The sequence below is a fragment of the Shewanella zhangzhouensis genome, assembly GCF_019457615.1.
Taxonomy (GTDB): Bacteria; Pseudomonadota; Gammaproteobacteria; order Enterobacterales; family Shewanellaceae; genus Shewanella; species Shewanella zhangzhouensis.
Genome location: NZ_CP080414.1, coordinates 2108763 through 2135691, shown reverse-complemented (window position 1 = coordinate 2135691; position 26929 = coordinate 2108763). Strand labels below are relative to the sequence as shown.

Sequence of the window (26929 nt, the reverse complement as noted above, 5' to 3'; positions counted from 1 at the left end):
GGTGTGAGGCCCTATTGCTTTTCTGAACCAATTTCATCACAATTTAGCCGTCCAGACATCCATAGAGGTTTCCATGTCACAATCCAGTTCATCATTTGCCACCTTTGGCGCCGGCTGCTTTTGGGGTGTAGAGTATTTTTTCCGGCAGATCCCGGGCGTGATCAACGCCACCTGCGGTTACATGGGCGGTAACGACAAATATTCCCGCTATGAAGAGGTAAAAAAAGGCATCACAGGCCATGCCGAAGTCGTGCAGGTGGAATTTGACCCAGGCCAGGTAAGCTTTGACGATTTGCTGCAGGTGTTTTGGAAAAACCATAACCCTACTAGTCTTAACCAACAGGGTGGCGACATAGGGACCCAGTACCGCAGTACCATCTTTTTCCACGACAAGGTGCAAAAAGAACAGGCCGAAGCCTCCAAACTCGCCCTCGCCCGCTCAGGCCGCTGGGGTACCCGCCATATAGTGACCGAGATAGTACCACTGCAAACCTTCCATGTAGCCGAAGAGTATCACCAGAATTATCTGGATAAAAACAACCTGCCAAGCTGCCATATCGAATATTGATACAGCAAACGACAAAATACTTATCCAACAAAAAACGCGCCCAAAGGCGCGTTTTTTAATATGGCTTAGCGGTGGTCTTTTACAGCTTGATGGCCTTGAGTGCCGTTCCCAGCAAATTCTGGGCGTCAGTAATTAGCTCGCCAAGATGCGCGTCGCTGACAAAGCTTTCGGCATAGAGCTTAAACAAGGGCTCAGTACCGGATGGACGCGCGGCGAACCAGCCTTTATCTGTGCACACCTTGATGCCACCAATGGCGGCCCCATTGCCGGGTGCCTTGGTCAACACGGCGGTAATGGTATCGCCTGCGACAGAGATGGCGCCCAGGGTTTCAGCATTCAGAGCCCCAAACTTGGCTTTCATTTTGGGGTTAAGTGGGCTGTCGATACGCTTATAGAAGCTGCGACCATGTTCGGCGACCAGCTCTTCATAGCGCTCTGCCGGAGTTTTACCGGTAACAGCCAGGATCTCAGCCGCCAGCAGGGCCAAAATAAAGCCGTCTTTGTCGGTACACCAGGTGCTGCCATCCAGTTTAAGGAACGCCGCCCCGGCACTTTCTTCACCGCCAAAACACACACTGCCATCGGCAAGGCCATCAACAAACCACTTAAAGCCCACGGGCACTTCCATCAGAGGCACCCCATGAGCCGTGCAGACCTTGTCTATCAAGGCGCTGGACACCAGGGTTTTACCCACCGACAGGGTCTTGGCCCAGAGTGGCCTGTGGCCCAGCAGATAATCGATAGCCACCGCCAGATAATGGTTCGGATCCATCAGGCCAGAGCCCGGGCAGACAATACCGTGGCGGTCATAATCCGGGTCGTTACCCACACAGATATCAAACTTATCCTTGTGCACCAGAAGCCCGGCCATGGCATAGGGTGATGAGCAGTCCATGCGGATTTTGCCGTCTTTATCCAATGGCATAAAACCGAAGGTTGGATCTATTGCGTCATTTACCAACTTGATATCAAGACCATAGTGCTCTGCGATAGGGCGCCAGTAATGGATGCCGCTGCCACCCAGAGGGTCAACACCTATACGTACACCGGCTTTGGCAATTGCGGCCATGTCAATCACCTCAGCAAGGCTTTCAACATAGGGCGAAATCAGGTCGACGTGGCTAAGCAGCGAAAGACCCGAGGCGATACCGTAATTGACCCGGCGAACACCATCCAGGCCGTGTGCCAGATAGTGGTTGGCACGTGTTTCAATCCAGGAAGTGATATCCCCTTCCGCCGGTCCACCGTGGGGTGGGTTGTACTTGATGCCGCCGTCCTGGGGTGGGTTGTGTGACGGTGTGATAATGATGCCGTCACTGAGCACTGCACCTTCACCCGTTTGATGGCGATTGGCGGCCACAATGGCCTGACTGACCACAGGGGTTGGCGTGTATGCATCATCACGCTGCGCCAACACCTGAACCTTGTTGGCAATCAGCACTTCTATAACAGACAAATAAGCCGCCTGAGACAGCGCATGGGTGTCGATGCCGAGATACAGGGGGCCGGTGATGTCAGCCTGGGCACGCCAGTCGACCACCGCCTGGGCAATGGCAAGAATATGCTGCTCGTTAAAACTTCGATGAAAAGCACAGCCGCGATGGCCGGAAGTACCGAAACTCACCTTCTGAGCGGGATCGCTCGCATCCGGCAAGAGTCGATAATAGTGGCTCATGAGTTTGGGAATATTAACCAAATCCCCTTGCTGTGCTTGCTTGCCTGCGCGGTCATGGATGGCCAAGGCTGAATTCCTTATCGTAGATGGCTAATGGTGTCGTTTCAGGCGAGCGCCAGCTCACCCAGGGATTTGGCACGAACCGGATCGCAACCCAACTGCACCAGGGCTTCTTCAAGTATGGTGCGTTTTTTAGCGGTATTGTTGTTTGTGGTTACCCAAAAACCGCTTGTACCGATTTCTTTAGGGTTGGCCGATTGGCTTGCCTTGAGCAGGGCTTCTTTGGATGTGGCAAAGTAGAGACGATCGCGTCCCTGAATTTGCAACACCTGTTCAAAACGTGAAGGTGCGGCCTGGTGCAAACATTCCAGCGCATAAAGAAAACGGCCTACGGCGCCTTTTTGCGCTGACAGACCCGCTTCACTGAGCAAGTCTGAAAAATCAATCTCGGTCTGGGCGGCAACGTCCGGCTCAGGCTCGACCTCGGGCACATGCACCGGCTCTTGTTCCATGCCAGGTTCACTGATATCGACAGGTGCCACTTCTGAGACTTCGGCGACAGAGAGTCCCAGCAAACGCCGTAAAATATCCGACGCACTCTCACCGATACGTTCAGTCTTGCCGGCTATGTAACGATAGAGCTCTTCGTCCACTTCGATATATTTCATCACCAATGCTTTCCTTTTGTCTTATCAGGCATGCAAGGCATGCCGCTTCGCCGAAGAAAGCCCAGTGTAAGCCAGTCCAACAGATTGATAAAGCGCTCTAAAATGAAAACCGTGGCCGAGATGATGATTACCAAGCCAGGGAGCGAACAAGCGGGCATTTTTTAATCGCACATCAATGGTGCAGGCCACTTTTCTTGCCTGCGCCCGTGCTTGAGGGCAAAATTGCCGCCTTTAAGTGTTAATCCCAATCAACAGGCAGGATTTACATGTCAGCGCAGCTTAACTATCAGACACAAGGCTCCGGGGAAGATGTCATTCTGGTTCATGGCCTTTTCGGTGATCTGGATAACCTCAAGACACTGGCGCAGACCCTGGAAACCGACTATCGCGTTACTCGCATAGATGTGCCCAATCACGGCCAAAGCCCCCACTGGAATAAGATGGACTACCAAAGTCTGGCCCAGAGTCTGGTGTCATTGCTGGATGAACTGGGCGCTACCAAAGCGCATCTGATTGGTCATTCCATGGGCGGTAAAATCGTGTTGGCAACGGCGCTTCTATATCCTGAACGAGTCGCTTCCGTGGTTGCCGCCGATATCGCCCCCGTGCCCTATGCCCCCCGCCATCAACGAGTGTTTGCGGCGCTTACCTCTTTGCCCCTGGATGGCAGCGTCGACAGGAAGGAGGCCTTGAATCACCTGCTGGCAAGGAGTGTGGATGACGCGACAGCACAGTTTTTGCTGAAAAGCTTTCGCCGGGCGGAGTCTGGTTTCAGTTGGCGGATGAATCTCGACGGGCTGATAGCCTCCTATGACGGCATTATCGGTTGGCCGTTCAGTAATGACTCTTACAATGGTCCGACACTCTTTATCCGCGGTGATGAGTCAGACTATGTTACCGCTGAACATAAAGACGCCATCCTCACCCAGTTTCCCAAGGTGCAACTTAAGTCCATTGGGGGAGCCGGCCACTGGTTACACGCACAGAAGCCCAGCATCTTTAACCGACTGGTGAAAAATTTTCTGGACAGCCAACGCCCTGAGTTACACGGGTAAAGGCTATAGCAGACGCTAATATGATGTGATATATTCGCGCCTCTTTTTCAAGGCCGGGTTTTACCCCTACGCCAAGCAACGCCGGAGTCAGCGCTGATGTTAGCCGAGTATATGCAGCAAATAGAAACCCTGGGATTAAACCTGTTTTTCGCTGCCATATTCTTCTTCATTGGCATGGCAATCCATGATGTGCTGAAACAGGGCAATGTGCCCAAGTTTGGCCGTTATATTGTGTGGTTGGTGCTGTTTTTAGGGTGTGCAGGCTTTATCGCCAAGGGCATTATTCAAATGACTTGGGAAGGCGCCGGTATAGGCTAATGACAAAATGGCAAAAGAAGCAGCAGACAGAACAACAATCGATCTCTTTGCCGATGAAAAACGCCGTGGACGTCCCAGAAGCAATCCCCTTCCCCGGGAAACGCAACTGAGGGTTAACAAGCGTAACCAGATCCAACGGGATAAGGCAAAGGGCCTCAAGCGAATAGAGTTAAAGGTGTCACAAGATTTGTACGACGCCTTGAACGAAAAGGCGCTGGCCAGTAACATCAGCCGCAGCCAATTAATCGAATGCATACTTAAGCAATCGTTTGACGACTGAGTCAAACTTTTGTGGATGCCGCGTAAACGCAACTGATATTTAAAGGAAAGACAATGGCTACTGTAGGTCTTTTTTTCGGCAGTGACACAGGCAACACCGAAGCTGTCGCCAAGATGATCCAGAAAAAACTGGGTAAGCAGATGGTGGATGTCAAAGACATCGCCAAGAGCACCAAGGAGCAGATCGCCGAATTCGACCTGCTGCTGTTCGGGATCCCAACCTGGTACTACGGTGAAGCGCAGTGCGATTGGGACGACTTTTTCCCTGAGCTTGAGCAAATCGACTTTACCGACAAGCTGGTAGCCATTTTCGGTTGCGGCGATCAGGAAGATTATGCCGAGTACTTCCTCGATGCCATGGGCATGGTACGCGACATCGTCGAAACCCGTGGTGGCATTATCGTCGGTCACTGGCCTACTGCCGGTTATAACTTCGAAGCCTCCAAGGCGCTGGTGGATGACGATCACTTCGTGGGTCTGGGTATCGATGAAGACCGTCAGCCAGAACTCACCGAAGAGCGCGTTGATCAGTGGGTAAAACAGATTTACGAAGAAATGTGCCTGGCCGAGTTGGCCGACTGATTTCTTTAACTTTGCAAAAGGCGGCGTTTACGCCGCTTTTTCATTTCAGCGCCAATTGAATTCGGGTCTCTCGCTTCTATGACCAGTCCTCATTCCAACCACTGGGACATCTTTTGTGCCGTCGTCGATAACTACGGCGATATTGGCGTTACCTGGCGTCTGTCAAAACAACTGGCATTGGAATATCAGCTTGCCATTGTGCTTTGGGTGGATGACCTCAAAAGCTTTGCCCATATATTGCCAACGCTTGACCCAACGCTGAGCTCGCAGACTCTGGAAGGCGTCACTATTAATCAGTGGAATACGCCGCTGAATGTCGATTACACGCCCGGCGCCGTGCTGATTGAAGCCTTTGCCTGTGAATTGCCTGAACCGGTCAAGGCCACTGCTAAATCTGCGCCTACACCCCCGCTTTGGCTCAATCTTGAATACCTGAGCGCAGAAGACTGGGTTGACGGTTGCCATGGATTGCCTTCCTTTCAGGGCGGCGGCATCAACAAGTACTTTTATATGCCCGGGTTTTCTGCCGCCAGTGGTGGCCTTATCTGCGAACGGACACTCTTTGATGAAAGGGATGCCTGGCAAGCCGACAGTGCCAACAAGCTCAATCTTTTTAAAAGCCTGGGGCTGAGTGGCATCGAAAAGGATGATAAGGTCGTCAGCCTCTTCAGCTATGAAACCCTGGCACTTGAGGGCCTCTGTGCCCTTTGGTCAGCTTCATCCAGTCCTGTGCATCTGTTGGTGCCAAAGGGACGCAGCCTCAGCAGTTTGGCGTCTTATCTGCCCAAGTCCCCGGCCGATGTCACACCAGGCGAGCGGTTTTGTCACGGCGCTCTTAGCATCCATATACTGCCAATGACCGATCAGGCCGGCTACGATCGCCTGCTTTGGAGCGCCGATTTTAATATCGTACGGGGCGAAGACTCCTTTTTACGGGCACAATGGGCAGGCCGACCTTTTATTTGGCACATTTACCAGCAGGAAGAAGACTACCACCTGGTAAAATTAGAAGCTTTTATGCGCCTTTACTGCGATAATCTGGCTCCTGAGATTGCAGATTGCTGGAAAAACTTGAACCTTGCGTTCAATCAGCAACAGGCGGATGCCGTGCAGCAGCACTGGCAAAATATCGAATCTTTCGCTTCGCCTTTGTTGGCACACGCCAAACAATGGCCAATCGATGCACTTAAGACGACAGATCTGGCAACCAGGCTAGTGCAATTCGTCAAAAAATCGTTAAGATAGCGCCTTAAAGTTAAACGTCCAAGATATAGGAAATTTAGTAATGAAAACTGCTCATGAAATCCGTCCCGGTAACGTGATCATGTTTAACGACAGCCCATGGGTTGTTCAGAAGACTGAAACCACCCGTTCAGGCCGTAACGCTGCCATCGTTAAGATGAAGCTGAAAAACCTGCTGATCGACTCTTCTACCGAGACCACCTTCAAGGGTGAAGACAAGATGGACGTTATCGTTCTGGAGCGTCTGGATTGCACCTACTCTTACTTCGCTGACCCAATGTACGTATTCATGGATGCCGAGTACAACCAGTACGACGTTGAAGCCGAGAACGTAGGCGACGCTGCCAAGTACATCGTTGATGGCATGGAAGAAACCTGTCAGGTAACCTTCTACGAAGGCAAGGCCATTTCTGTTGAAATGCCAACCACCATCATCCGTGAAGTTGGCTACACCGAGCCAGCTGCCCGTGGTGACACCTCCGGTAAAGTAATGAAGCCTGCCAAACTGGTTGGCAGCGATATCGAGCTGATGGTTGCTGACTTCGTTAAAGAAGGCGACAAAATCGAAATCGACACCCGTACCGGTGAATTCAAGAAGCGCGTAAACTAATCGCCCTTCAATGAGTTAAAAGCCAGCCCAGTGCTGGCTTTTTTGTTTGACATCCACATCCTCGATGAACCCAGGGTCTTCACCTGACCACCTATGCATCAACGCGCCTGCACAGCAGTCGCCGAGGTGAAGCGGATACCTCTCCCATTTACTCATGTGTACTCCCCTTAAGCGACCTTATCCTGCAAAGCTGACTGGTAAAGCCGAAGAACAGATGAATAGCGCCTACTGCAGTACATCAAGACACTCGACTGACAACGCATCCAATGTACGGTGGCAGCAGTCCGCGAGCCGGATATCAAGTCAGATAGTCAGGCATAAAAAAACACCCGGCAAGCCGGGTGTTTTTATGTGGATAGCAGCAGCAATCAGGCCAGCAGGATAAAGCCCACAAAGGCCAAGGCAGCAGCAATCAGCGCATAGGGAAGCTGAGTAACCGCGTGGCTGACCAGATTACAGCCTGAGCCCTGAGCGGCCAGTACGGTGGAATCTGAGTAGAAGCACGCCTGGCTACCGAATGAAGACGCTGACAGGAGCGCACCAATCACCAGCGCGGTATCGGCACCAACGGCATTGGCCAGTGGCATCACAATCGGAATGGTCACCGCAAAGATACCCCAGCTCGAGCCGGTGGCAAACGCCAGCACCGCCATTGCCAGGAACACAATCGCCGGCAGCATCTTGGCTGTCATATAAGGGCTCAAGGTATCAATCACGTACTGAGGCAGCAGCAACTGATCGCACACATCCTTAAAGATAAAGGCGGCAACCACGGTACCAATGGCAGGCAACATGCTCTTAAAGCCGTCAATCATCTGATCCATCATCTCAGACATTGGCATCAGCTTTTGTACGGCATAGTAAGGCAGAGTCACGGCCAGAGTGGCAAGCAAACCCTTCCAGACATCGATATCGAAATACACGGTAAAGGCAACCAGAAGACCCAGCGGCACCAAAAAGTTATGCAGCTTACCGTGCTGGTCGGCGTGCTCAAACTCGTCTTCGATAGCTTTTACGGCGTATTCGTCGGAGGTGTGCACTTCTTCCCAGTCTACCTGCGCTTTGGCAGGCTCACCCTGAGCAGCAGCCAGCTCGGCCTTTTTCATTGGGCCGATGGCAGGCACCACACCTACCACAACCAAAAGCACCATGATGACCGCAAGCCAGGCATACAGCATATAGGGAATGGCCGACATATAGACGCTGATGGCTTCACCGTCAGCAGCCACACCGTTGTCTACCAGAAGACCACCGAAGAACACTGCCCAGGTCGACAGCGGCACCAGCACACACACAGGGGCGGCGGTGGAGTCAACAACGTAAGCCAGCATCTCGCGGGATACTTTAAATTTGTCGGTCACACGCTTCATGGTTTCACCCACGGTAAGCGCATTCAGGTAATCGTCGATAAAGATCACCAGACCCAGCACAAAGGTCATAAACAGCGAAGATTTTCGGCCCTTGGCCATCAAAATCGCTTTACGACCAAATGCGAGAGCACCGCCGGTGCGAACCAGAAGCGCAATCAGGGCGCCGAAGCTGCCACACACCAGAATAAGCCAGCCAATGGTTTCATCCTGCATCACCTTCAAAGATGCATCGGCAAAGTTACCAAGCACGGAAGAAGGGTCCAGCAGGAGCAAACCGGCAACGGCGCCGATGATCAGGGCAAGGATTGGACGACGCAGCCAAATGGCCAACGCCAGCACCACAAAGGGTGGGATCAGACTTATCGCTGTCGGCTCAGACATGCAAACAGGTCCTCTATCAGGGCCCAACGAGGGCAAAAGTTTCTGGGTGCCGGCACCCTGAGGACCTCATTCTCTCCAGGGCACCGATTTTTCTGCTTTATTATGGGCATACCGCCAGTCGGTCAGGTTACAGCTGCCGCTATTGTTCGTGCCTGGGTAAAAACATCGGGCAGAAAATAATGTGCATCGTCCGACCAGTCAACCAGAAATTCCATTCAAAGCGGTTCTTTTTTGACCACACACTTTTTATTGGATTTTATTAATTAATTATCAGTAAGTTAAATTGGATCAGATCCACGCATGTTCGCCCTGAATTATCGAATAGACATGCGTATTTTTTGCAGGCTTTTTTGATTTCTGCGTAAGACTTTATCAATCAGCCGCCGAGTCCTGCCAAATGGCCACACGCTGGCAGTGTCTGCGCTGCGATACCTATACTCAGGTATGCAACACTTACAAACACGATCGGCGCAGCATGTTATGCTTTTCACGCTAATTTAAAGATGGCTTTTTCAGTGTTTATTACTGAATTTATTTTATATTTTTGATGTTTGTTCTCTTTTATGTTGTCTTGAACTTGGTTATTGTGAGCCTCTGGCGAGCACGCCATATTTTTCCAACAGACCAGGGCCCAGAGGTACAGGATGCGTCCCATCATTAAGTCCAATAAATTAGACACCGTTTGCTACGACATTCGTGGTCCGGTGCACAAGGAGGCCCGTCGTCTGGAAGACGAAGGCCACAGGATCCTCAAACTGAATATTGGCAACCCGGCCCCCTTTGGTTTTGAAGCACCGGAAGAAATCGTCCGTGATGTCATTTTGAATCTCCCCAGCGCCCAGGGCTATTGTGAATCCAAGGGTCTGTTTTCTGCCCGAAAAGCCATAGTGCAGCATTATCAATCCCAAGGCATTTTTGGCGTTGATATTGAAGACGTTTATATAGGAAACGGGGTTTCAGAGTTGATTGTGATGGCGCTGCAGGGGCTTCTGAACAGTGACGATGAAGTACTTATCCCCTCCCCCGATTACCCACTTTGGACAGCGGCAGCCAATCTGGCCGGTGGCAAGGCAGTACATTATCGCTGTGATGAAGAATCAGACTGGTTTCCGGACCTTGAAGATATCAAAGCAAAAATCAGCCCGCGCACCCGTGCGATTGTGATAATCAATCCCAACAATCCAACCGGCGCCGTATACAGCCGTGAGCTGCTACTGGAGATTATTGAGCTTTGTCGCCAGCATGCCCTTATCCTTTTTGCCGATGAGATTTACGATAAAATCCTCTATGACGACGCTGTGCACATACCCGCCGCCGGTTTGTCCGATGACATTCTTACCGTGACCTTTAATGGCCTGTCAAAAGCCTATCGCGCAGCTGGATTCCGAGTCGGTTGGATGATGCTTTCTGGCAATCTCAAGGCCGCGAAGAGTTACATCGAAGGCCTGGATATGCTTGCCTCTATGCGTCTGTGTGCCAACGTACCCAATCAGCATGCGGTGCAAACTGCGCTCGGTGGCTACCAGAGTATTAATGAGCTTATTCTGCCCACCGGCCGGTTAAGCGTGCAGCGCGACACCTGCTATGAGTACCTGAATGCCATCCCCGGGGTGAGCTGTAAAAAGCCCAAGGGTGCCCTGTATGCCTTCCCCAAATTAGATCCCAAGCGATTTAATCTGCGTGACGACGAGCGATTGGTGCTGGATTTGTTAAAGGAAAAGAAAATTCTGCTGGTCCAGGGCAGTGCCTTTAACTGGCCGGAACCTGATCATCTGCGGGTGGTATTTTTGCCCCATAAGGAAGATCTGGAAAAGGCGCTCAGCGCCTTTGGAGAGTTTTTGGAAAACTATCGCCAGTAACCCAGACAATCTATATTCCCCGGAAAGAAAACAGACGCCGACAGCAATGTCGGCGTCTGTGTTTATGCGGTTCGCTTGTTCATGTGACATTCTTCATTAAGTTGCTGTAAAGTGAGCTTATCCCAGTTCATTTCGCGCATCCTCCGCGCCACCTTTTGCACAGCAGGGAAACTAGTATGAGTCATCTTTTTGCCCATCTTGCTCGCCTCAAGCTTATTCAGCGCTGGCCACTCATGTTTAATGTTCGCTCCGAAAATGTGCAGGAGCACTCGTTGCAGGTGGCCATGGTGGCCCATGGCCTGGCTGTCATTGCCAATCGCCAGTTTGGTATGCAGGTGGATGCTTACAAGGCCGCCACGCTGGCGATATTTCACGATGCCTCAGAAGTGCTGACGGGCGATTTGCCCACACCGGTGAAGTACTTCAATAAAGACATCGAGTTTGAGTACAAAAAAATCGAGGCCATTGCCGAGGAAAGGCTGCTCGAGATGGTTCCGGAAGAGTTTAAAGACGACTATCGCCCTCTGCTGATAGCCGATGATGCGGATGATGAGATAAAACAGCTGGTGAAATCCGCCGACACCCTGTGTGCTTATCTTAAGTGTCTGGAGGAGCTCAAAGCCGGTAACCGCGAGTTCAACACAGCCCGCAGCCGATTGGAAGCCATGCTCCAGGCCAATCCCAATCCGGCGGTGAAGTATTTTATCGATTGTTATGTGCCCAGCTTCAAACTGGATCTGGACGAGATAAACCGTATGCTCTGAGGAGCCAAGATGTACAATCCATGGCATGAACGCCGCCACGGCGAAGAAAAACACAGACGCAACGACCACAGAAGTCCATTTCAGCGTGACCGCGCCCGCGTGCTGCACAGCGCCGCCTTCAGGCGCTTGCAGGCCAAAACCCAGGTGCTTGGCGTGGGAATGAACGACTTTTACCGCACCCGCCTCACCCACTCGTTGGAAGTGTCGCAAATCGGCACCGGCATTGCAGCCCAGCTAAAGCGAAAACATCCTGATAAGGAGTCCCTGATTGACTCCATGAGCCTGATTGAATCCCTGTGCCTCGCCCACGATATCGGCCATCCACCCTTCGGCCACGGCGGTGAGGTCGCGCTCAATTACATGATGCGCGACCATGGGGGCTTTGAAGGCAACGGTCAGACTTTTCGCATCCTTACCAAGCTTGAACCCTATACCCCCGGCTTTGGCATGAACCTGTGCCGCCGCACTCTGCTTGGCATTTTAAAGTATCCGCAACTTGCCGCCGAACTTAAATCCAGCGCGCCCCATGTGGAAGTCGCCCATTATCGCCAGCTACGCCCCGCCGACTGGCCGCCGGTAAAAGCGGTATTTGGCGAAGACGCCGATATGCTCAATTGGGTGCTTTCGCCCCTGTCGCAATCAGACAGGGCGCTGTTCTGCCAGTTTACTCCGCCAGAAGGACGTCGACACGGCCGCACACTTTTCAAATCTCTCGACGCCACCATTATGGAGCTCGCAGACGATATCGCCTATGCGGTACACGATCTGGAAGATGCCATAGTAATGGGTATTGTCAGCCGGGAGCAGTGGCTCGATGGCGTTGCGCCGCTGCTTAAAGAGAGCGGTGACAGCTGGATAAAGAGTGAACTCGGCGCCATCGATGAGCACCTTTTCTCCCCTGAGCACCATCTTCGTAAAGATGCCATTGGCACCCTGGTTAATGGCTTCGTCACCTCCATCACCATAGTGGAAGATGCGCGTTTTGATGAGCCGCTGCTTCGACATAACGCGGTGCTGGAAGAGGAGTTCGCCCTGGCCCTCAACGCACTTAAGCGGTTTGTCTGGCGTTATGTGGTAAGAAAACCCGAAGTACAAATGCTGGAATACAAGGGGCAGCAAATGGTGATGCAACTGTTTGAAGCCTTTGCGTCGGATCCAGAGCGGCTGCTGCCACTCAATACTCAGGGGCGCTGGCGCGAAACGTCCGACAAGGGTGAAAATGCCATGCGGGTGATTGCCGACTATATCTCAGGGATGACAGACGAATTCGCCATTCGCATGCACCATCAACTTTTCAGTCCCCGCCTTGGCGGCCTGAGCGATCTGGGTCAGGATTTCTAATCATCCAGATATCGCCAGGTTAAACCCAAAGCACAAAAAAGCCCCGCACGTGATGCGGGGCTTTTCACTACCGAATTTTCAAGCATTTTAATTTTGGTGATCGGGTTATTTATTAACCTAATAAGTTGGGAAACAATCCCTTGAAGCCTGCCGCCATCACCTCGATACCGATAGAAAGCATCAAAAGCCCCATTAGACGGGTGATAACGTTAATGCCGGTTTTACCCAATACCCGGTAGATGGCAGATGCCATGCGAAACAGGCCAAAGCTGAGCGCGCCAAAAATCAACACTGTGACAAACATACCAGCCAAATCAATCAGGCTATTGTGCTCAGCGGCAAACACTATCACCGAGCTGATAGCGCCCGGGCCTGCCATCAAGGGCAATGCCAGTGGTACCACGGCTACCGATTCCATCGCGGATGACTCTCTGTCTTCCTCCTGGTTACGCTTCACCTCACCCAGCTTACCCTGGAGCATCGACAAGGCGATGATGGCAATCAGGGTGCCACCGGCAATGCGAAACGCTGACAGCGAGATAGAAAACATATTGAGGATGTGCTGCCCCGCGACTATGGTCACCAGCAGAATAATCACAACCGCCAGGTTGGCGATTTTACCCGTGTGGTTACGCTCGGCCTCGGTCTGATGGCTTGTGAGGCTCACAAACACAGGCAGCAGACCTATGGGGTTGATGATGGCCACCAATCCCAGAAAAAATTTTATATAAACCGTTACGTCCACCCAGGGTTCTCCGCGGCCGGTGAGGCCATTTGCTGATAATTAACGCCATATTGAAGCAGTTGATTACTCTACCCTAACCCGCAAATACCGAAAAATGAGATTTTCTGCGTATTGTCACAAGTTCGCATAAAAATGGCTTATGAATATCCCTTAATTTCAATTCGTGCAATTTGTCATCAAAGTGTAGCCATTTCTGTTGTTTTATTTCAGATTAGCCCGGCTTTGTGTAACAGATCACGGTGGCTATACCTATATAGGTGTAATTTTCAGTCACAGGCAAGAGTCTTTAGCTAAATTCAGTTTTTGCTAAACATTCTTTTTACGGGAACTTCATCATGACAGTCACCAATACTCAGGAACTCAACGCGCTGGTAGAGCGCGTCGCCAAGGCCCAGGCCCAGTTTGCCTGTTACAGTCAGGAGCAAGTGGACAAGATTTTTCGCGCCGCCGCCCTCGCCGCTGCCGATGCGCGCATTCGTCTTGCCAAAATGGCCGCCGAAGAAACCCGCATGGGGGTTATTGAAGACAAGGTCATCAAAAACCATTTCGCCTCCGAGTACATTTACAACAAGTACAAAGACGAAAAGACCTGCGGCATTCTCGCCGAAGATGCCACCTTCGGCACCATTACCATTGCCGAGCCCGTTGGTATCATCTGCGGCATTGTGCCCACCACCAACCCAACCTCCACCGCTATCTTTAAAGCACTGATAAGCTTAAAGACCCGTAACGGCATCATCTTCTCACCTCACCCAAGGGCCAAGGTTTCTACCACTACCGCCGCCCGCATCGTTCTGGATGCCGCCATCGCTGCCGGTGCCCCGAAAGACATTATCGGCTGGATTGACCAGCCTTCGGTGGCGCTTTCCAACCAGCTGATGACCCACGAAAAGATTAACCTTATTCTCGCCACCGGCGGCCCCGGCATGGTGAAAGCCGCCTACTCCTCCGGTAAACCAGCCATTGGCGTTGGCGCGGGCAACACCCCAATCGTGATAGACGAAACCGCCGACATCAAACGCGCCGTGAGCTCGATTTTGATGTCCAAGACCTTCGATAACGGTGTGGTATGTGCCTCAGAGCAGGCGGTTGTTGTGGTAGACGCGGTATACGATGCGGTGAAGGAGCGCTTCGCCAGCCACGGCGGCTACCTGCTTAGCAAAAAAGAAAACGCCGCGCTGCAGAAAGTTATTCTCAAAGACGGTGGCCTTAATGCCGACATCGTCGGCCAAAGCGCCGCCACCATTGCGGCCATGGCCAATATCAAGGTGCCAACCCACACCAAGGTGCTGATTGGTGAAGTCAGTGACATCGATGAGAAAGAGGCTTTTGCCCACGAGAAACTGTCACCGCTGCTTGGCATGTACCGCGCTGCCAACTTTGAAGAGGCGCTGGACAAGGCCGAAGCTTTGGTTGCCCTCGGCGGCATTGGCCACACCTCCGGGCTCTATACCGATCAGGACACCCTGGATGAGCGGGTGAAAACCTTCGGTTACCGGATGAAGACTGCCCGTATTTTGATTAACACCCCAGCCTCACAGGGCGGCATCGGTGACTTGTATAACTTCAAGCTCGCGCCTTCGTTAACCCTGGGCTGCGGCTCCTGGGGCGGTAACTCCATTTCCGAAAACGTAGGTCCAAGCCATCTTATCAACAAGAAAACCGTCGCCAAGAGGGCCGAGAACATGCTGTGGCACAAGCTTCCATCGTCCATTTACTTCCGCCGTGGCAGCCTGCCGATTGCCCTGGAAGAACTGAGCGGCAAGAAGCGTGCGCTGATAGTCACCGACAAGTTTCTGTTCAATAACGGTTATTGCGACGAAACCATCCGCATTCTCAAGTCTCAGGGACTGGAAACCGAAGTCTTTTACGAAGTCGAAGCCGACCCAACCCTGGCCGTGGTGCGCGCCGGTGCCAAAGTGGCGACCAGCTTCCAACCCGATGTGATAGTGGCTCTGGGCGGTGGTTCTCCTATGGATGCGGCCAAAATCATTTGGGTGATGTACGAGCATCCCGACGTGGACTTTGCCGATCTCGCGCTGCGCTTTATGGATATCCGTAAGCGTATCTACAAGTTCCCCAAACTCGGCGCCAAGACGATGATGGTGGCGATTCCAACCACCTCAGGTACCGGCTCCGAAGTCACACCTTTTGCGGTGGTGACCGACGAGCAAACCGGCGCCAAATACCCTATTGCCGACTATGAGCTGACCCCCAACATGGCCATTGTCGATCCCAATCTGGTGATGGACATGCCCAAGTCGCTCACCGCTTTTGGCGGTATCGATGCCATTACCCACGCACTGGAAGCCTATGTCAGCGTGATGGCCAACGAATACAGTGACGGCCAGGCACTGCAGGCGCTGGATTTGCTCTTCAAGTACCTGCCGGACAGCTACGCCAGAGGCGCTCAGGCACCGCTGGCGCGTGAGAAAGTGCACAATGGCGCCACCATTGCCGGTATCGCCTTTGCCAATGCCTTCCTGGGGATTTGTCACTCTATGGCCCACAAACTGGGCGCCGAGTTCCACCTGCCCCATGGCCTTGCCAATGCGCTGCTTATCAGCAACGTGATTCGCTTCAATGCCACTGACCTGCCTACCAAGCAGGCGGCATTCAGCCAGTACGACAGACCCAAAGCCCTGTGCCGTTATGCCGCCATAGCAAGCCACTTGGGTCTTGCCGGCAAAAATGATGAAGCCAAGGTTGAGGCGCTTATCGCCAAGATTGAGGAGCTTAAAGCCACTATCGGCATTCCGGCGTCCATCAAGGATGCCGGGGTAAATGAAGCCGACTTCATGGCCAAACTCGATGAACTGGCCGAAGATGCCTTTGACGATCAGTGCACCGGCGCCAATCCGCGCTACCCACTGATTAGCGAGCTGAAACAGTTATTTATTGACAGCTTCCACGGACGTGCCTATCAGGACCGCAGCTGATGGGTAAGGAGTAAAACCTCCCCGTTAACAGCAACAAAAAAGCCCGGCAATCGCCGGGCTTTTTCATTTGGCCATTCACTTCTCAGCAGATAGTCACCAGATCGTCATCGGCATAGGCTTCAGGCAACTGTTGCATGTGTTTCATCAGCAAAGGATTACCCAGCACATAGCCAAGTTCCTGACGGCTTAAGAGCGCCAGCAGACTCGTTTGACACTGGGCTTCGTGCACCTTAACCCGGGCAATAGCCTCTAGAGGCTCGATGGGGCTGCCGGGCACATGGGTCGGCAACTTATCCATAATGCTCATGTGCAGCGCCATCATGTCGGCATTAGCCAGCAGCATGGGCACGTTCCAGCTCTCACCCAGGGCCTCGGCATAGTATTCACGCCTTGCCGATGCCGCCGCCACTATGGCCGGTTCATTCACCTCTTCCGGCGTGGCCAGAATTTTTCTGTCCTTAAACCATTGCCCGATGGGGCCGGACGCCGTGATGGCAGATAAGGGTACGGCAAGCCAAAGGCCAACCAGGGCCGGTGACATCCATGCCAGCAGGGTCAGGGAATCCAGAATGGCTGCATAACCCAGGAGCAAACCTGCAATCATGTGCCAGCGGTGGCGGTAGATCAGATCTTTCCACGGCAGGCTACCATCGTCACGACGCTGTGGCGACCAGCCACTGTCGCGGCCAAAGAGGATAGAGAGCACGGCGCCACAATGAATAAACATCATAATGGGCGCGATCATGGCCGAGAGTATCACTTCGGTGATGGTGCTCAGCGCTATTCTCAGTCTGCCGCCCAATGCCTTACAGGTTTTGTTGTCAAACACCAACAGCAACAACCCAAAGATCTTGGGACCAAACAGTACCCCCATGGTGATGTAGAAAAGGCGCAATGCCCTGTCGGAGTCCATCACGGGCCAGGTGGGATAAAGTGAGAACTGATCCGAGAAGTACTCAGGGCGTATGTAGTGCGCCTGCAGCGCCAGCAGCAAACCCGAGAGGATGAGCATCAGCCAGAAAGGCGATGACAGATAAGACATGATCCCCGTGACCAGATGCATACGGCTAACCCAGTGCAGGCCTTTGGCGGGCAGAACACGGGTATGTTGCAGGTTACCCTGACACCAGCGACGATCGCGTACCGCCATATCGATAATCGATGGCGGGCATTCCTCGTACGAACCATAGAGATCGGCAGCAATTTTCACGCTCCAACCGGCGCGGCGGATAAGCGCCGCTTCCACAAAATCATGGCTGAGGATGTGACCGCCAAAGGGAGGTTTACCGGACAAATGGGGCAAACCTGCCGCCTTCATAAAGGCTTCGGTGCGGATAATGGCATTGTGACCCCAGAAGTTACCTTCTTTTTGCACCCACCACGCCAGACCCGTACCAATCACAGGGCCATAGAAACGTGCCGCAAACTGCTGCACCCGCGCCATCAGGGTCGTGCCCTTGATAAGGGCGGGAATAGTCTGGATCAGGCCTGCGTCGGGATCGGCCTGCATCCGTCTTGCCAGCGACACTATGGTGGAAGTTTCCATCACACTGTCGGCATCCAGCACCAACAGATGGTCGTAACTGCTGCCCCAGCGCCGACAAAAATCTGCCACGTTACCGGCTTTTCGGGCAACGTTTTTGCGGCGGCGACGATAATACACCCGCGCCTTGCCTGCGGTGGCTTCACGAAGCAGCCAAAAGGCGTGTTCTTCGGCGAGTGCCACTTCAGGATCTGTGGTATCACTCAAGATAAACCAATCAAAGGCATGACCATCCGGCGTATCGGCAAGTGCCAGCGCCATTGTTTCCACCGCGGCGAACACCCTGTCTGGGGACTCGTTGTAGGTGGGCATCAGGATGGCGGTGCGGGTAGTGAGCTCCACCTCATCCACCGCGGATTTTTTACCGCGAATGATAGAAATCATCCCGGCGATACCGGCACAAAATGCCAGGGCAATCCAACAGAAGTTGATGGCAAAGAGTACCAACACCAGGTATTCCAATGGGGTCAGGCCACCGAGTAAAAACACCCCGCGCATTTCATAAATGGCAAATGCAGACAACAGGAGTGAAGAGCCCACTACTGACCAACGCTTCAGCGCACTGGACTTAACACCGGCGGGTGATACAGGTGTGCGGGGAAAGCCTTCGCTCAGGGACTTGAGCGACTGGGTGGGCATGTCCGCCGGACGCTCCGGCGGCATGGCTGTGTCTCCGGCCAGCGCCGGAGACGGAGTTTCAAGCAACTTGTGTGTCATACCTGTCTCAGAGCGTCCAACGGTACAGCCAGGTTTCTACGCTGCGGGGTTCGTCAAACTTAAGCTCGGCACGGAACTCGGCCAGTCTGGTTTCACCCGGGTCAAACTCAAAGGACAAACGATAGCCATTGGATTTGGGATTTTCGCGGATAACGACATTGCTGACAACACCCGCAGAGGTCTCCACCTTTGGCGTGGGCAACTTGCCGGGCTTTTCGCCTTTCACCTCGTAGTCCACCACGAACAAACGTTTTGGCGTTGGCTTGGCGATGTCGGCACGGCCACTGGCACTGCGGCTTACGATAATGCTGTTATCCACCGGCACAGGGTTGGCACCCCAGGACAGGTGATAGGAAAAGCGGTATTCACTGCCGGCAGCGAGTGGCTGACGAGGTTTCCAGAAGGCCACAATGTTGTCGTGAATTTCAGACTGAGTTGGGATTTCAGTCAGTACCACGGCACCTGCGCCCCAGTTACCCACGGGTTCAACCCAGAGGCTTGGACGACGCTCATAGTTGGCTTCCAAATCCTGATAGTTCACGTAGTTGCGCTCGCGCTGCAGCAAACCAAAGCCCTGTGGGGAGTTGTCCATAAAGGCACTCACCTGCAGATCTTTTGGATTTGCCAGCGGACGCCACAGGCGCTCACCACGGCCATTGATCATCAAAAGACCGTCGGAGTCATGCACTGCAGGACGAAAATCGTCTGTCAGATGGCGACCATTGGGAGAATGCATGTACATGCTGGTGCTGGGCGCAAGACCCACCTTGGCAAGCTCTACCCGCGGGAAGAGCACGGCTTCCACATCCATACGGGTGTTGTCACCGGGACGGATGGAGAAACGGTAAGCACCGGCCACGCTGGGGCTGTCCAGCAGTGCATGGACCACAATGAGATTGGTCTCGTTATTGGGCTTTTCTATCCAGAACGCGCGAAAGACCGGGAATTCTTCACCGGCCGGATCCGCAGTTTTTATGGCAAGGCCCCGGGCAGACAGGCCATAGGCGTTGCCTTTACCGAGGGCGCGGAAGTAACTGGCGCCCTGGAACACAAAGAGCTCGTCAAAATATTCACTGCTGTTCAGCGGATAATGTACCCGCAAACCGCTGTAACCAATGTCTTCATTGGGCAGCTTTTCACGAATAACTTCACCGGCACTGAACAGTGAGGGGTCGTAAGACAGGTGAGTCGACTTTTTGCCTTCAACAATGGCAATTTCAATCAAATCCTGGAAATAAAAGCCGCGGTGGAACAGTTGCATCTGATACGGCAACCCGTCCTGCTTCCAGATGGCCTGCTCTGGCTTGAAGCGAATATCGCGATATTCATCGTAGCTGATGTTAGCCAGACCCGGCGGGAGCGGATCGCTCAAAGCGACATAGGGTTTGGCTGCAAGCTGTCTTGCGATGCGCACAACGGTGTCCGCATCAAAATTACCGGTTTTGGCAAAACGCACCTGAGTTGGCTTGGTTGGCTTTGGCGGCATTTCCGCTTTAACGGCAGGTTTTACCGTTTGCAGCTGCTCTGGCTCAGCGCCAAAAAGATGCAAGGGGGAAAGAGCAGACATGCCAAGCAGCAAGGCTGCCACGGCCTTGGGTTTTATACTGGCGGTGCGAGGAGAACGAACCATAGGGAGAATGACCCGAAAAGTGTTGAAAACAAGAGTGTTTATAGCTTAGGCGACGATGTGTTTTATGCCAAAATTAATGGCAAAAATATCGTGGCCCGCTAAGCGCGAAAGATATCAGAACGGCAAAAAAAAGCACAAACAATGTTGAGCTTACCCTATTACCGCGAAGACTTTGTAATTATATGTTTATAACTTTTTGAAATAAACGATTCGGCGCAGGATTTCATGGCTAATCCTGCGCCCCTGTTCGGCTAAAGCCTTGTCAGCTAAGCGCAGTTCCACTCAGAAGGACAACTGCTGTTAAAGCGGGAAATCTCGGGCTCGCCTTCCCCTTTGAGCAGATAATAGTTGTCGCTATAAATTCGCCAGCGGCACAAATCAATGGGTGTCACTTCGCTGGCATTTACGCTACCGGAAAGCCCCGCCTCTTCGAATGCCGCAGCTACCAATTCTGAGCAAAAGAAACGACTGTAGTCACGCTCGTTGTAGCCAGGCCCCTTAATGCTGTCAAACATGTCGAAAGCCGACATCAGTGCCTGCGACAAATCGAACTGCTTGCGGGCCTTCGCCTGATTAAACAGAAAGTCGTAAAAGCGGGTTTGATTGAACCGGGATGCTCTTAGCTCGGGACACAATGGCAGCCACCAAATATCCCCTTCGTAACTCAAACGGTCGCTGAACCGGTTGATTTGCACCCCGGTAAATCCGTTCAGTTCGGTGGATTCGATAATTTGATTGAAGAAACGCCCGGAATCATCCTCTACCACCCGGGTTTGCAAAATGACCCCAACGTGGGACACGCTGGAGCGGGTCATAAACTTGGTCAACGTAGAAAAAGGCGCCCGGCCGCCAAAAGCAATGACGTCTCCGGGTTGCATCAGGGCTCTGGCGTCCTGATAGTTGATTGTCTTCATGGCCATAATGGCGCTCCTGACTAAATCCATTTAAAAGAAGAGAAGCGACACTATACTGAAGTTTTCTCAAAATAAAAGCCGGGCGATTGCCCGGCTTCTTCTTTGTATTACAAGGAGTTTGGATTACTTAGCGGTCCAACGGTCCATCCAGCCCAGCACCTTGGCATACCACTGCTGAAGGTTGTCAGGGTTCAGGATCCAGTGATTCTCCTCAGGGAAAATCAGCAGCTCCGATGGAATATCGTTACGCTGCATATAGCTGAACGCTGCCAGGCCCTGATCGTAGGGTACGCGGAAGTCTTTTTCACCGTGGATAACCAGCATGGGTGTTTTCCAGTTTTCAACATAGTTGACCGGGTTGAACTTCTCGTACAGCTCACGGTTCTTCTGGTAAGTGCCACCAAACTCGTACTCTGGGAACCACAGCTCTTCGGTCACATGGTACATGGAGCGCATGTCGAACAAACCTGCGTGGTTCACCAGACACTTGAAGCCGTCGTTCCAGTTACCCTGGATCCAGTTCATCATGTAGCCGCCATAGGAGCCGCCAAGGGCACAGGCGTTGTTTACATCAAGCCACTTCTGCTGACTGCCAACGGCTGCGAGACCTTTTTGCAGATCTTCCAGCGGCTTGCCGCCCCAATCCTGGGAAATGGAATCGGTAAAGGCCTGGCCATAACCGGTAGAGCCATGGAAGTCCACCATCACCACACCGTAACCGGCGCCGGCCCACAGCTGGGCATTCCAGCGGTGGCTGAAGCTGTTACCAAAGGAGCCCTGAGGACCGCCGTGCACCAGATAGGCCACAGGGTACTTTTTGCCTTCTTTGTAGTTAGCAGGCTTAATCCAGTAACCATGAACGGTTTCGTTGTTCCAGCCCTTGAAGGAGAACTGCTGGAACTCACCGAATTTGATTTTGGCCAGCTTGTCTTTGTTTACTTCGGTCAGACGGGTCAGACGATCGCCATCTTTGCCGATGGTGTAGAGATCGCCGGGCTCAACCAAACTGCGGTGATTAAGCACCAGTTTGTCACCGGCAATACCAACGAGGCTGTTGCTGCCATCGTTATAGATGGAACGCACATCGCCAAACTGGGTGTTCACTTCGAAAACCGACACCTGACCCACGTCCTGCGCGGTTACATACAGGGTGCGATTATCATCGGCAAACTGAATGGAAGATGGGCTTCTGTCCCACAGAGGGGCCACTTCTTTTTCCTGACCGGTTTTCAGATCACGCAGCATGATGGCGTAGCGATCGGCTTCAAAACCGGGACGCTTCATGGCGAGATAAGCCATGTAGGCACCGTCACTGCTGAACACAGGCTGGGCATCCCAGGCGATGTTGCTCTCGGTCAGGTTTTCTGCCTTGCCACCCTTCACGCTCACTTTCCACAAGTCGTAGTTGGTGGTCCAGGCCTGATCTTTGGAAGGCGCCTTGGCGCTGTATACCAGATGCTGGCTGTCAGCGGTGAAGGCGACTTCTTCCATGCCGGAAAATGGCTTGGGCGGCACTTCGGTATCCAGGCCCTGGGTCACATTCACCGGCGTACCCAGTGTCTTGCCATTGATATCGGCCACGAACAGGTGGTTGCGGGCATGGTCATGCCAGGTATCCCAGTGACGCACCATCAGCTGGCTGTACTCGCGGCCATTACTCTTGCGCTTGGCTTCGGCGTCAAACTTGTCTTTTGAACACTCCAGGGTGTCGCACTCAGGGAACACCCTTAAGGTCATGGCCAGCTTATTGCCGTCTGGCGACAGCTTGATGCCATTAATATCCAGTGGCAAATCAGATACTTTTACCGCTTCGCCGCCGTTTAACGGCAGACGGTAAAGCTGACTGGTGCCATCACGGCTTGCCAGAAACAGGATTGACTTGCCATCGGCGGCAAATACCACGTCATGCTCAGTGCCCTTGGCGCTGGTCAGCTGCAGTGGTGCCGCTTCGGGGTTGGTCAAATCCAGCAGGAACAGGTTGGACTCGCTGCTGCCATCCTCATTGATTTCTTTGAGGCCATACACCAGTTTGCTGCCATCGGGGGACAGGGTTTCTGAATGCATTTTATTGAGTTTCACCAGATGCTGAACCGAAAACGGCTCGGCGCCCGAGGCGAACGCGGCACCGGATACACCGGCCAGTGCCAGCGACAGGGCGATAGCGCTTAATTTCTTCATGGATGTTGTCCGAAATACTGTTTGTTATTGTTAGTGGCCATGGGCCAGATATGCCATCCCGGCAAAAAAGACACCTTAATCCAAAGACAAGGGCCCGGACAAGTGTGTCTGGGCCCTTTTCAATTATGGATTTGTATCAAAATAGTAGGGGCTGTTGACGTTACACGTTTAATTTTGCAGCAATTTGGCTAATGTTTACGCAAGGCAAAGTCCGTGCAGTGTAGTGACGCTACATTAACGGACGCTAACGCGGCAGAAACGTCAGCCAAATGCTGCCCAACGGGTTCGTTTGGAAAGCCCGTGCTTTTTGTCACTCGTCATTTGAGTAGAATAACTACACATCATTCCTCGTTTCGCGAGCACGGGCTTGCCAGAACGAACAAAATTTAATCTCGAAACGTCAACAGCCCCTAGGCTATTACGCCTTGGCGTTCTGGATGTTCACTTTCCAGATGGCCGGGCCTGTCTCGTGGGCGTTTACACCCTGAGTGTCCACCGCCACGGTCACTGGCATATCCTGCACATCGAACTCGTAGATGGCTTCCATACCCAGATCTTCAAAGGCCACCACACGGGCGTGTTTGATGGCTTTGGATACCAGATACGCGGCGCCGCCAACGGCCATCAGGTAGACGGCTTTGTGCTGCTTGATAGACTCAACGGTGGCAGGACCACGTTCGGCCTTACCAATCATGCCCATCAGGCCGGTCTTATCCAGCATCAGATCGGTAAACTTATCCATGCGGGTGGCTGTGGTTGGGCCGGCAGGACCCACGACTTCGTCACCAACCGGATCAACCGGGCCCACGTAGTAGATAAACTTGCCGGTGAAATCCACGCCTTCCGGCAGACCTTCACCCGACTCAATCAGGGTTTGGATGCGCTTGTGGGCCGCGTCCCGGCCGGTGAGCATCTTACCGGACAGCAGCAGGGTGTCGCCGCTCTTCCAGGTTTCGATGTCGGCCTGAGTTACTGTGTCCAAATTCACGCGGCGCACGCTCTCGCCCACTTCCCAGGTGATTTCAGGCCAGTCACTGAGGCTTGGCGGCGCCAGATCGGCAGGACCTGTGCCATCCAGATGGAAGTGCACGTGACGGGTAGCTGCGCAGTTGGGGATCATCACCACGGGCTTGGAGGCGGCGTGAGTTGGCGCAGATTTGATTTTTACATCCAGCACTGTGGTCAAACCGCCGAGGCCCTGGGCACCAATACCCAGACCGTTGGCGCGCTCGAAAATATCCAGACGCAGTTTTTCTTCTGCGGTTTCAGCGCCTTTGGCCATCAGCTCATGGATATCGATGCTTTCCATCAGGGCTTCTTTAGCCATCACTGCGGCTTTCTCGGCTGTGCCGCCGATACCTATGCCCAGCATGCCGGGAGGACACCAGCCAGCGCCCATGGTTGGCAGGGTCTTTTCAACCCAGGCGGCGATATCGTCGGATGGGTTAAGCATCACCATCTTTGATTTGTTCTCGCTGCCGCCGCCCTTGGCGGCAATGGCCACTTCCACATGGTTACCTGGCACCATGTCGATATGCACCACCGACGGCGTGTTGTCTTTGGTATTTTTACGGCCACCGGCAGGGTCGGCCACGATGGATGCGCGCAGTGGGTTATCCGGGTTGGTGTAAGCGTGGCGAACGCCTTCATCCACCATCTGCTGCACTGTCATGTCGGTTTTATCCCACTGCACACCCATGCCCACTTTCACAAAGCAGGTCACGATGCCGGTGTCCTGGCACAGAGGACGCTTGCCCTCGGCCGACATGCGGGAGTTAATCAGAATTTGAGCGATGGCGTCTTTGGCGGCGGCGCTCTGTTCGCGCTCGTAGGCCTCAGCCATGGCATCGATAAAATCTTTAGGGTGGTAGTAGGAGATGTATTGCAGTGCATCCGCAACACTTTCAATAAAATCGGCCTGCTTGATCACGACCGGCGAGTGATTCTCTGACACGTTATGCTCCGACTCTCTCAGCTTTGTTGACAGCTCTATTTATAGGGAAGACCACAGACCCTGTGGGACCAGGCCTTTTGTTTTGGTTAATCCTTTTTCGGCCAATATGATACTCTGTTGCAAATCTTTGGGCTACATCACAAGTTGAATAAGGTTAATCGATGTTTCCACCCCTGCCCACTCGTATAAATCATGCACAGCTCGCCATTAAAACCCTCGATTGGACCGCATCCAGCAACGACGTTTTTGCCCCATTGTCCAATCTACCCTGGTCCATGCTGCTTGACTCGGCCGATGCGCCGCACATGGACGCCCACTGTGATATTTTGGTGGCAGCCCCTGTTGCTACGTTGAAAGTGTACGAGAGCCACTCCGAACTCACCTATGGGGGCAATACACAGAGACTCGACACCTCTGAGTGCCCTTTTTCGCAGCTGCAGGCGGTGCAGCATGCGCTTTTCAGCGTTCAAAAAAATGCATCGCTACCTTTTGCCGGTGGTGCATTAGGCAGTTTTAGCTACAATTTAGGCAGGCGTATTGAGCGGCTACCTAACACGGCTCAGGACGACATCAAACTGCCATTGGCCTGTGTTGGCTTTTATGACTGGGCGCTTATTCGAAGCTATCAATCCAATTCATGGCAATTGGTGCATTATCTGGGGGAGGACGCATTAAACGACACACTGGCATGGCTTGAACAGCAGCGTATCTCTGCCCAAACCGTGGCGGAGTCCAACGCCAGTTTCTCGCTGCTGACCAAATTTACCCCTCAAATCACCCGCGACCAATACCAGCAGAAATTCAATCGGGTACAGTCGTATTTAGCGAGTGGTGACTGCTACCAGATAAACCTGACCCAAAGGTTCAGCGCCGATTATCGGGGCAGCGAGTGGCAGGCCTACCTTAAATTGCGCTCGGCCAATGGGGCGCCCTTCTCTGCCTTTATCCGGCTTGAAGAAGGCGCTATTTTGTCCATTTCGCCGGAGCGGTTTATCAAACTCGACGGCAGACAGGTGGAAACCAAGCCTATCAAGGGCACCTTGCCACGACTGGCCGACCCAGACGCTGATAAAGCCAATGCCATCGCGCTGAAAGCCTCGCCCAAAGACAGGGCTGAAAACCTGATGATTGTGGATTTGCTGAGAAACGATATCGGCCGGGTAGCAAGCCCGGGCAGCGTGCGGGTGCCCAAGCTCTTTGATGTGGAAAGTTTCCCGGCGGTGCACCACCTGGTCAGCACAGTGACCGCTGAGCTTGCCACAAACAAAGATGCCTTTGATTTATTGAGAGCAGCCTTCCCCGGCGGCTCTATTACAGGCGCCCCAAAAATCCGCGCCATGGAAATTATTGAAGAGCTTGAGCCCTCCCGGCGCTGCATTTACTGTGGCTCCATCGGTTATATCAGCCAGCACGGTAATATGGATACCAGCATTACCATTCGCACCCTGGCGGCTGTCGATGGCAAACTTCACTGCTGGGCCGGTGGCGGCGTGGTGGCCGACTCGAATGTCGACAGTGAGTATCAGGAAACCTTCGACAAGGTCAGCCGTATTTTGCCGATACTGGAACAGGAATAATTGTTTATGCGTTTTACAGG

At 53.0% G+C, this 26929-nt stretch carries 21 protein-coding genes; 12 read left to right on the top strand and 9 right to left on the bottom strand.

Features of this window, described 5'->3' with window-relative positions:
• Positions 1–73: 73 nt before the first annotated feature.
• Positions 74–568, top strand: coding sequence for a peptide-methionine (S)-S-oxide reductase MsrA (msrA, locus tag K0H63_RS09190; RefSeq protein ID WP_220067672.1), 495 nt, complete (start codon positions 74–76; stop codon positions 566–568).
• A gap of 79 nt (positions 569–647) precedes the next feature.
• Here the strand turns inward: msrA and pgm are convergent, their stop codons facing one another.
• Both pgm and seqA read right to left on the bottom strand, forming a co-directional pair.
• The gene (gene pgm, locus K0H63_RS09185) at positions 648–2309 is read right to left on the bottom strand and encodes a phosphoglucomutase (alpha-D-glucose-1,6-bisphosphate-dependent) (protein WP_220067671.1); all 1662 of its coding nucleotides are present in this window, start codon (positions 2307–2309) and stop codon (positions 648–650) included.
• A gap of 38 nt (positions 2310–2347) precedes the next feature.
• The gene (seqA, locus tag K0H63_RS09180) at positions 2348–2911 is read right to left on the bottom strand and encodes a replication initiation negative regulator SeqA (protein ID WP_220067867.1); all 564 of its coding nucleotides are present in this window, start codon (positions 2909–2911) and stop codon (positions 2348–2350) included.
• A gap of 266 nt (positions 2912–3177) precedes the next feature.
• Here seqA and K0H63_RS09175 point away from each other — a divergent pair, with 266 nt between their 5' ends.
• The 6 genes from K0H63_RS09175 to efp all read left to right on the top strand — a co-directional run bounded on the left by K0H63_RS09175 (position 3178) and on the right by efp (position 6997).
• Entirely contained in the window at positions 3178–3966 is a 789-nt protein-coding gene (locus K0H63_RS09175; protein WP_220067670.1) for an alpha/beta fold hydrolase, read from the top strand.
• Positions 3967–4062: 96 nt separating this feature from the next.
• Complete coding sequence (locus K0H63_RS09170; protein WP_011759817.1) at positions 4063–4284, top strand: DUF2788 domain-containing protein; 222 nt, start codon at positions 4063–4065, stop codon at positions 4282–4284.
• Between the two features lie 7 nt (positions 4285–4291).
• Positions 4292–4564, top strand: a complete 273-nt coding sequence (ybfE, locus tag K0H63_RS09165; protein ID WP_011759816.1) for a LexA regulated protein — start codon at positions 4292–4294, stop codon at positions 4562–4564.
• A gap of 53 nt (positions 4565–4617) precedes the next feature.
• Positions 4618–5145 (top strand): flavodoxin FldA, encoded by a 528-nt coding sequence (gene fldA / locus K0H63_RS09160; protein ID WP_203326954.1) that lies wholly within the window; start codon positions 4618–4620, stop codon positions 5143–5145.
• 78 nt (positions 5146–5223) lie between these two features.
• Entirely contained in the window at positions 5224–6390 is a 1167-nt protein-coding gene (earP, locus tag K0H63_RS09155) for an elongation factor P maturation arginine rhamnosyltransferase EarP (protein ID WP_220067669.1), read from the top strand.
• 40 nt (positions 6391–6430) lie between these two features.
• Complete coding sequence (gene efp, locus K0H63_RS09150; protein WP_203326952.1) at positions 6431–6997, top strand: elongation factor P; 567 nt, start codon at positions 6431–6433, stop codon at positions 6995–6997.
• Positions 6998–7365: 368 nt separating this feature from the next.
• On the opposite strand, the gene K0H63_RS09145 is transcribed toward efp, so the two are convergent.
• Entirely contained in the window at positions 7366–8748 is a 1383-nt protein-coding gene (locus K0H63_RS09145) for a Na+/H+ antiporter NhaC family protein (RefSeq protein WP_220067668.1), read from the bottom strand.
• A gap of 644 nt (positions 8749–9392) precedes the next feature.
• Here K0H63_RS09145 and K0H63_RS09140 point away from each other — a divergent pair.
• The 3 genes from K0H63_RS09140 (at position 9393) to K0H63_RS09130 (ending at position 12712) form a co-directional block, all read left to right on the top strand.
• Positions 9393–10607 (top strand): pyridoxal phosphate-dependent aminotransferase, encoded by a 1215-nt coding sequence (locus K0H63_RS09140; RefSeq protein WP_220067667.1) that lies wholly within the window; start codon positions 9393–9395, stop codon positions 10605–10607.
• 176 nt (positions 10608–10783) lie between these two features.
• Positions 10784–11371 (top strand): 5'-deoxynucleotidase, encoded by a 588-nt coding sequence (gene yfbR / locus K0H63_RS09135; RefSeq protein WP_220067666.1) that lies wholly within the window; start codon positions 10784–10786, stop codon positions 11369–11371.
• A 9-nt stretch (positions 11372–11380) separates the two neighbouring features.
• Entirely contained in the window at positions 11381–12712 is a 1332-nt protein-coding gene (locus tag K0H63_RS09130; protein WP_220067665.1) for an anti-phage deoxyguanosine triphosphatase, read from the top strand.
• A 112-nt stretch (positions 12713–12824) separates the two neighbouring features.
• On the opposite strand, the gene K0H63_RS09125 is transcribed toward K0H63_RS09130, so the two are convergent.
• Positions 12825–13457, bottom strand: coding sequence for a YchE family NAAT transporter (locus tag K0H63_RS09125; protein ID WP_011759808.1), 633 nt, complete (start codon positions 13455–13457; stop codon positions 12825–12827).
• 335 nt (positions 13458–13792) lie between these two features.
• Between K0H63_RS09125 and adhE the strand changes: the two genes are divergently transcribed.
• Positions 13793–16396, top strand: coding sequence for a bifunctional acetaldehyde-CoA/alcohol dehydrogenase (gene adhE, locus K0H63_RS09120; RefSeq protein ID WP_220067664.1), 2604 nt, complete (start codon positions 13793–13795; stop codon positions 16394–16396).
• Positions 16397–16478: 82 nt separating this feature from the next.
• Here the strand turns inward: adhE and mdoH are convergent, their stop codons facing one another.
• The 5 genes from mdoH to K0H63_RS09095 all read right to left on the bottom strand — a co-directional run bounded on the left by mdoH (position 16479) and on the right by K0H63_RS09095 (position 25332).
• Positions 16479–18656 (bottom strand): glucans biosynthesis glucosyltransferase MdoH, encoded by a 2178-nt coding sequence (mdoH, locus tag K0H63_RS09115; RefSeq protein ID WP_220067663.1) that lies wholly within the window; start codon positions 18654–18656, stop codon positions 16479–16481.
• 7 nt (positions 18657–18663) lie between these two features.
• A complete protein-coding gene (locus K0H63_RS09110) occupies positions 18664–20286 on the bottom strand; it encodes a glucan biosynthesis protein G (protein WP_220067662.1) in 1623 nt (540 codons plus the stop codon).
• Between the two features lie 266 nt (positions 20287–20552).
• Positions 20553–21206 carry a C40 family peptidase gene (locus K0H63_RS09105; RefSeq protein WP_258405689.1) on the bottom strand — a complete coding sequence of 218 codons (654 nt, stop codon included), beginning with the start codon at positions 21204–21206 and terminating at the stop codon, positions 20553–20555.
• 117 nt (positions 21207–21323) lie between these two features.
• Positions 21324–23378, bottom strand: coding sequence for a dipeptidyl-peptidase 5 (locus K0H63_RS09100; protein WP_220067660.1), 2055 nt, complete (start codon positions 23376–23378; stop codon positions 21324–21326).
• Positions 23379–23796: 418 nt separating this feature from the next.
• Positions 23797–25332, bottom strand: a complete 1536-nt coding sequence (locus K0H63_RS09095) for a fumarate hydratase (protein ID WP_220067659.1) — start codon at positions 25330–25332, stop codon at positions 23797–23799.
• A gap of 161 nt (positions 25333–25493) precedes the next feature.
• Here K0H63_RS09095 and pabB point away from each other — a divergent pair, with 161 nt between their 5' ends.
• Positions 25494–26909, top strand: coding sequence for an aminodeoxychorismate synthase component I (gene pabB / locus K0H63_RS09090; RefSeq protein ID WP_220067658.1), 1416 nt, complete (start codon positions 25494–25496; stop codon positions 26907–26909).
• Positions 26910–26929: the final 20 nt, after the last annotated feature.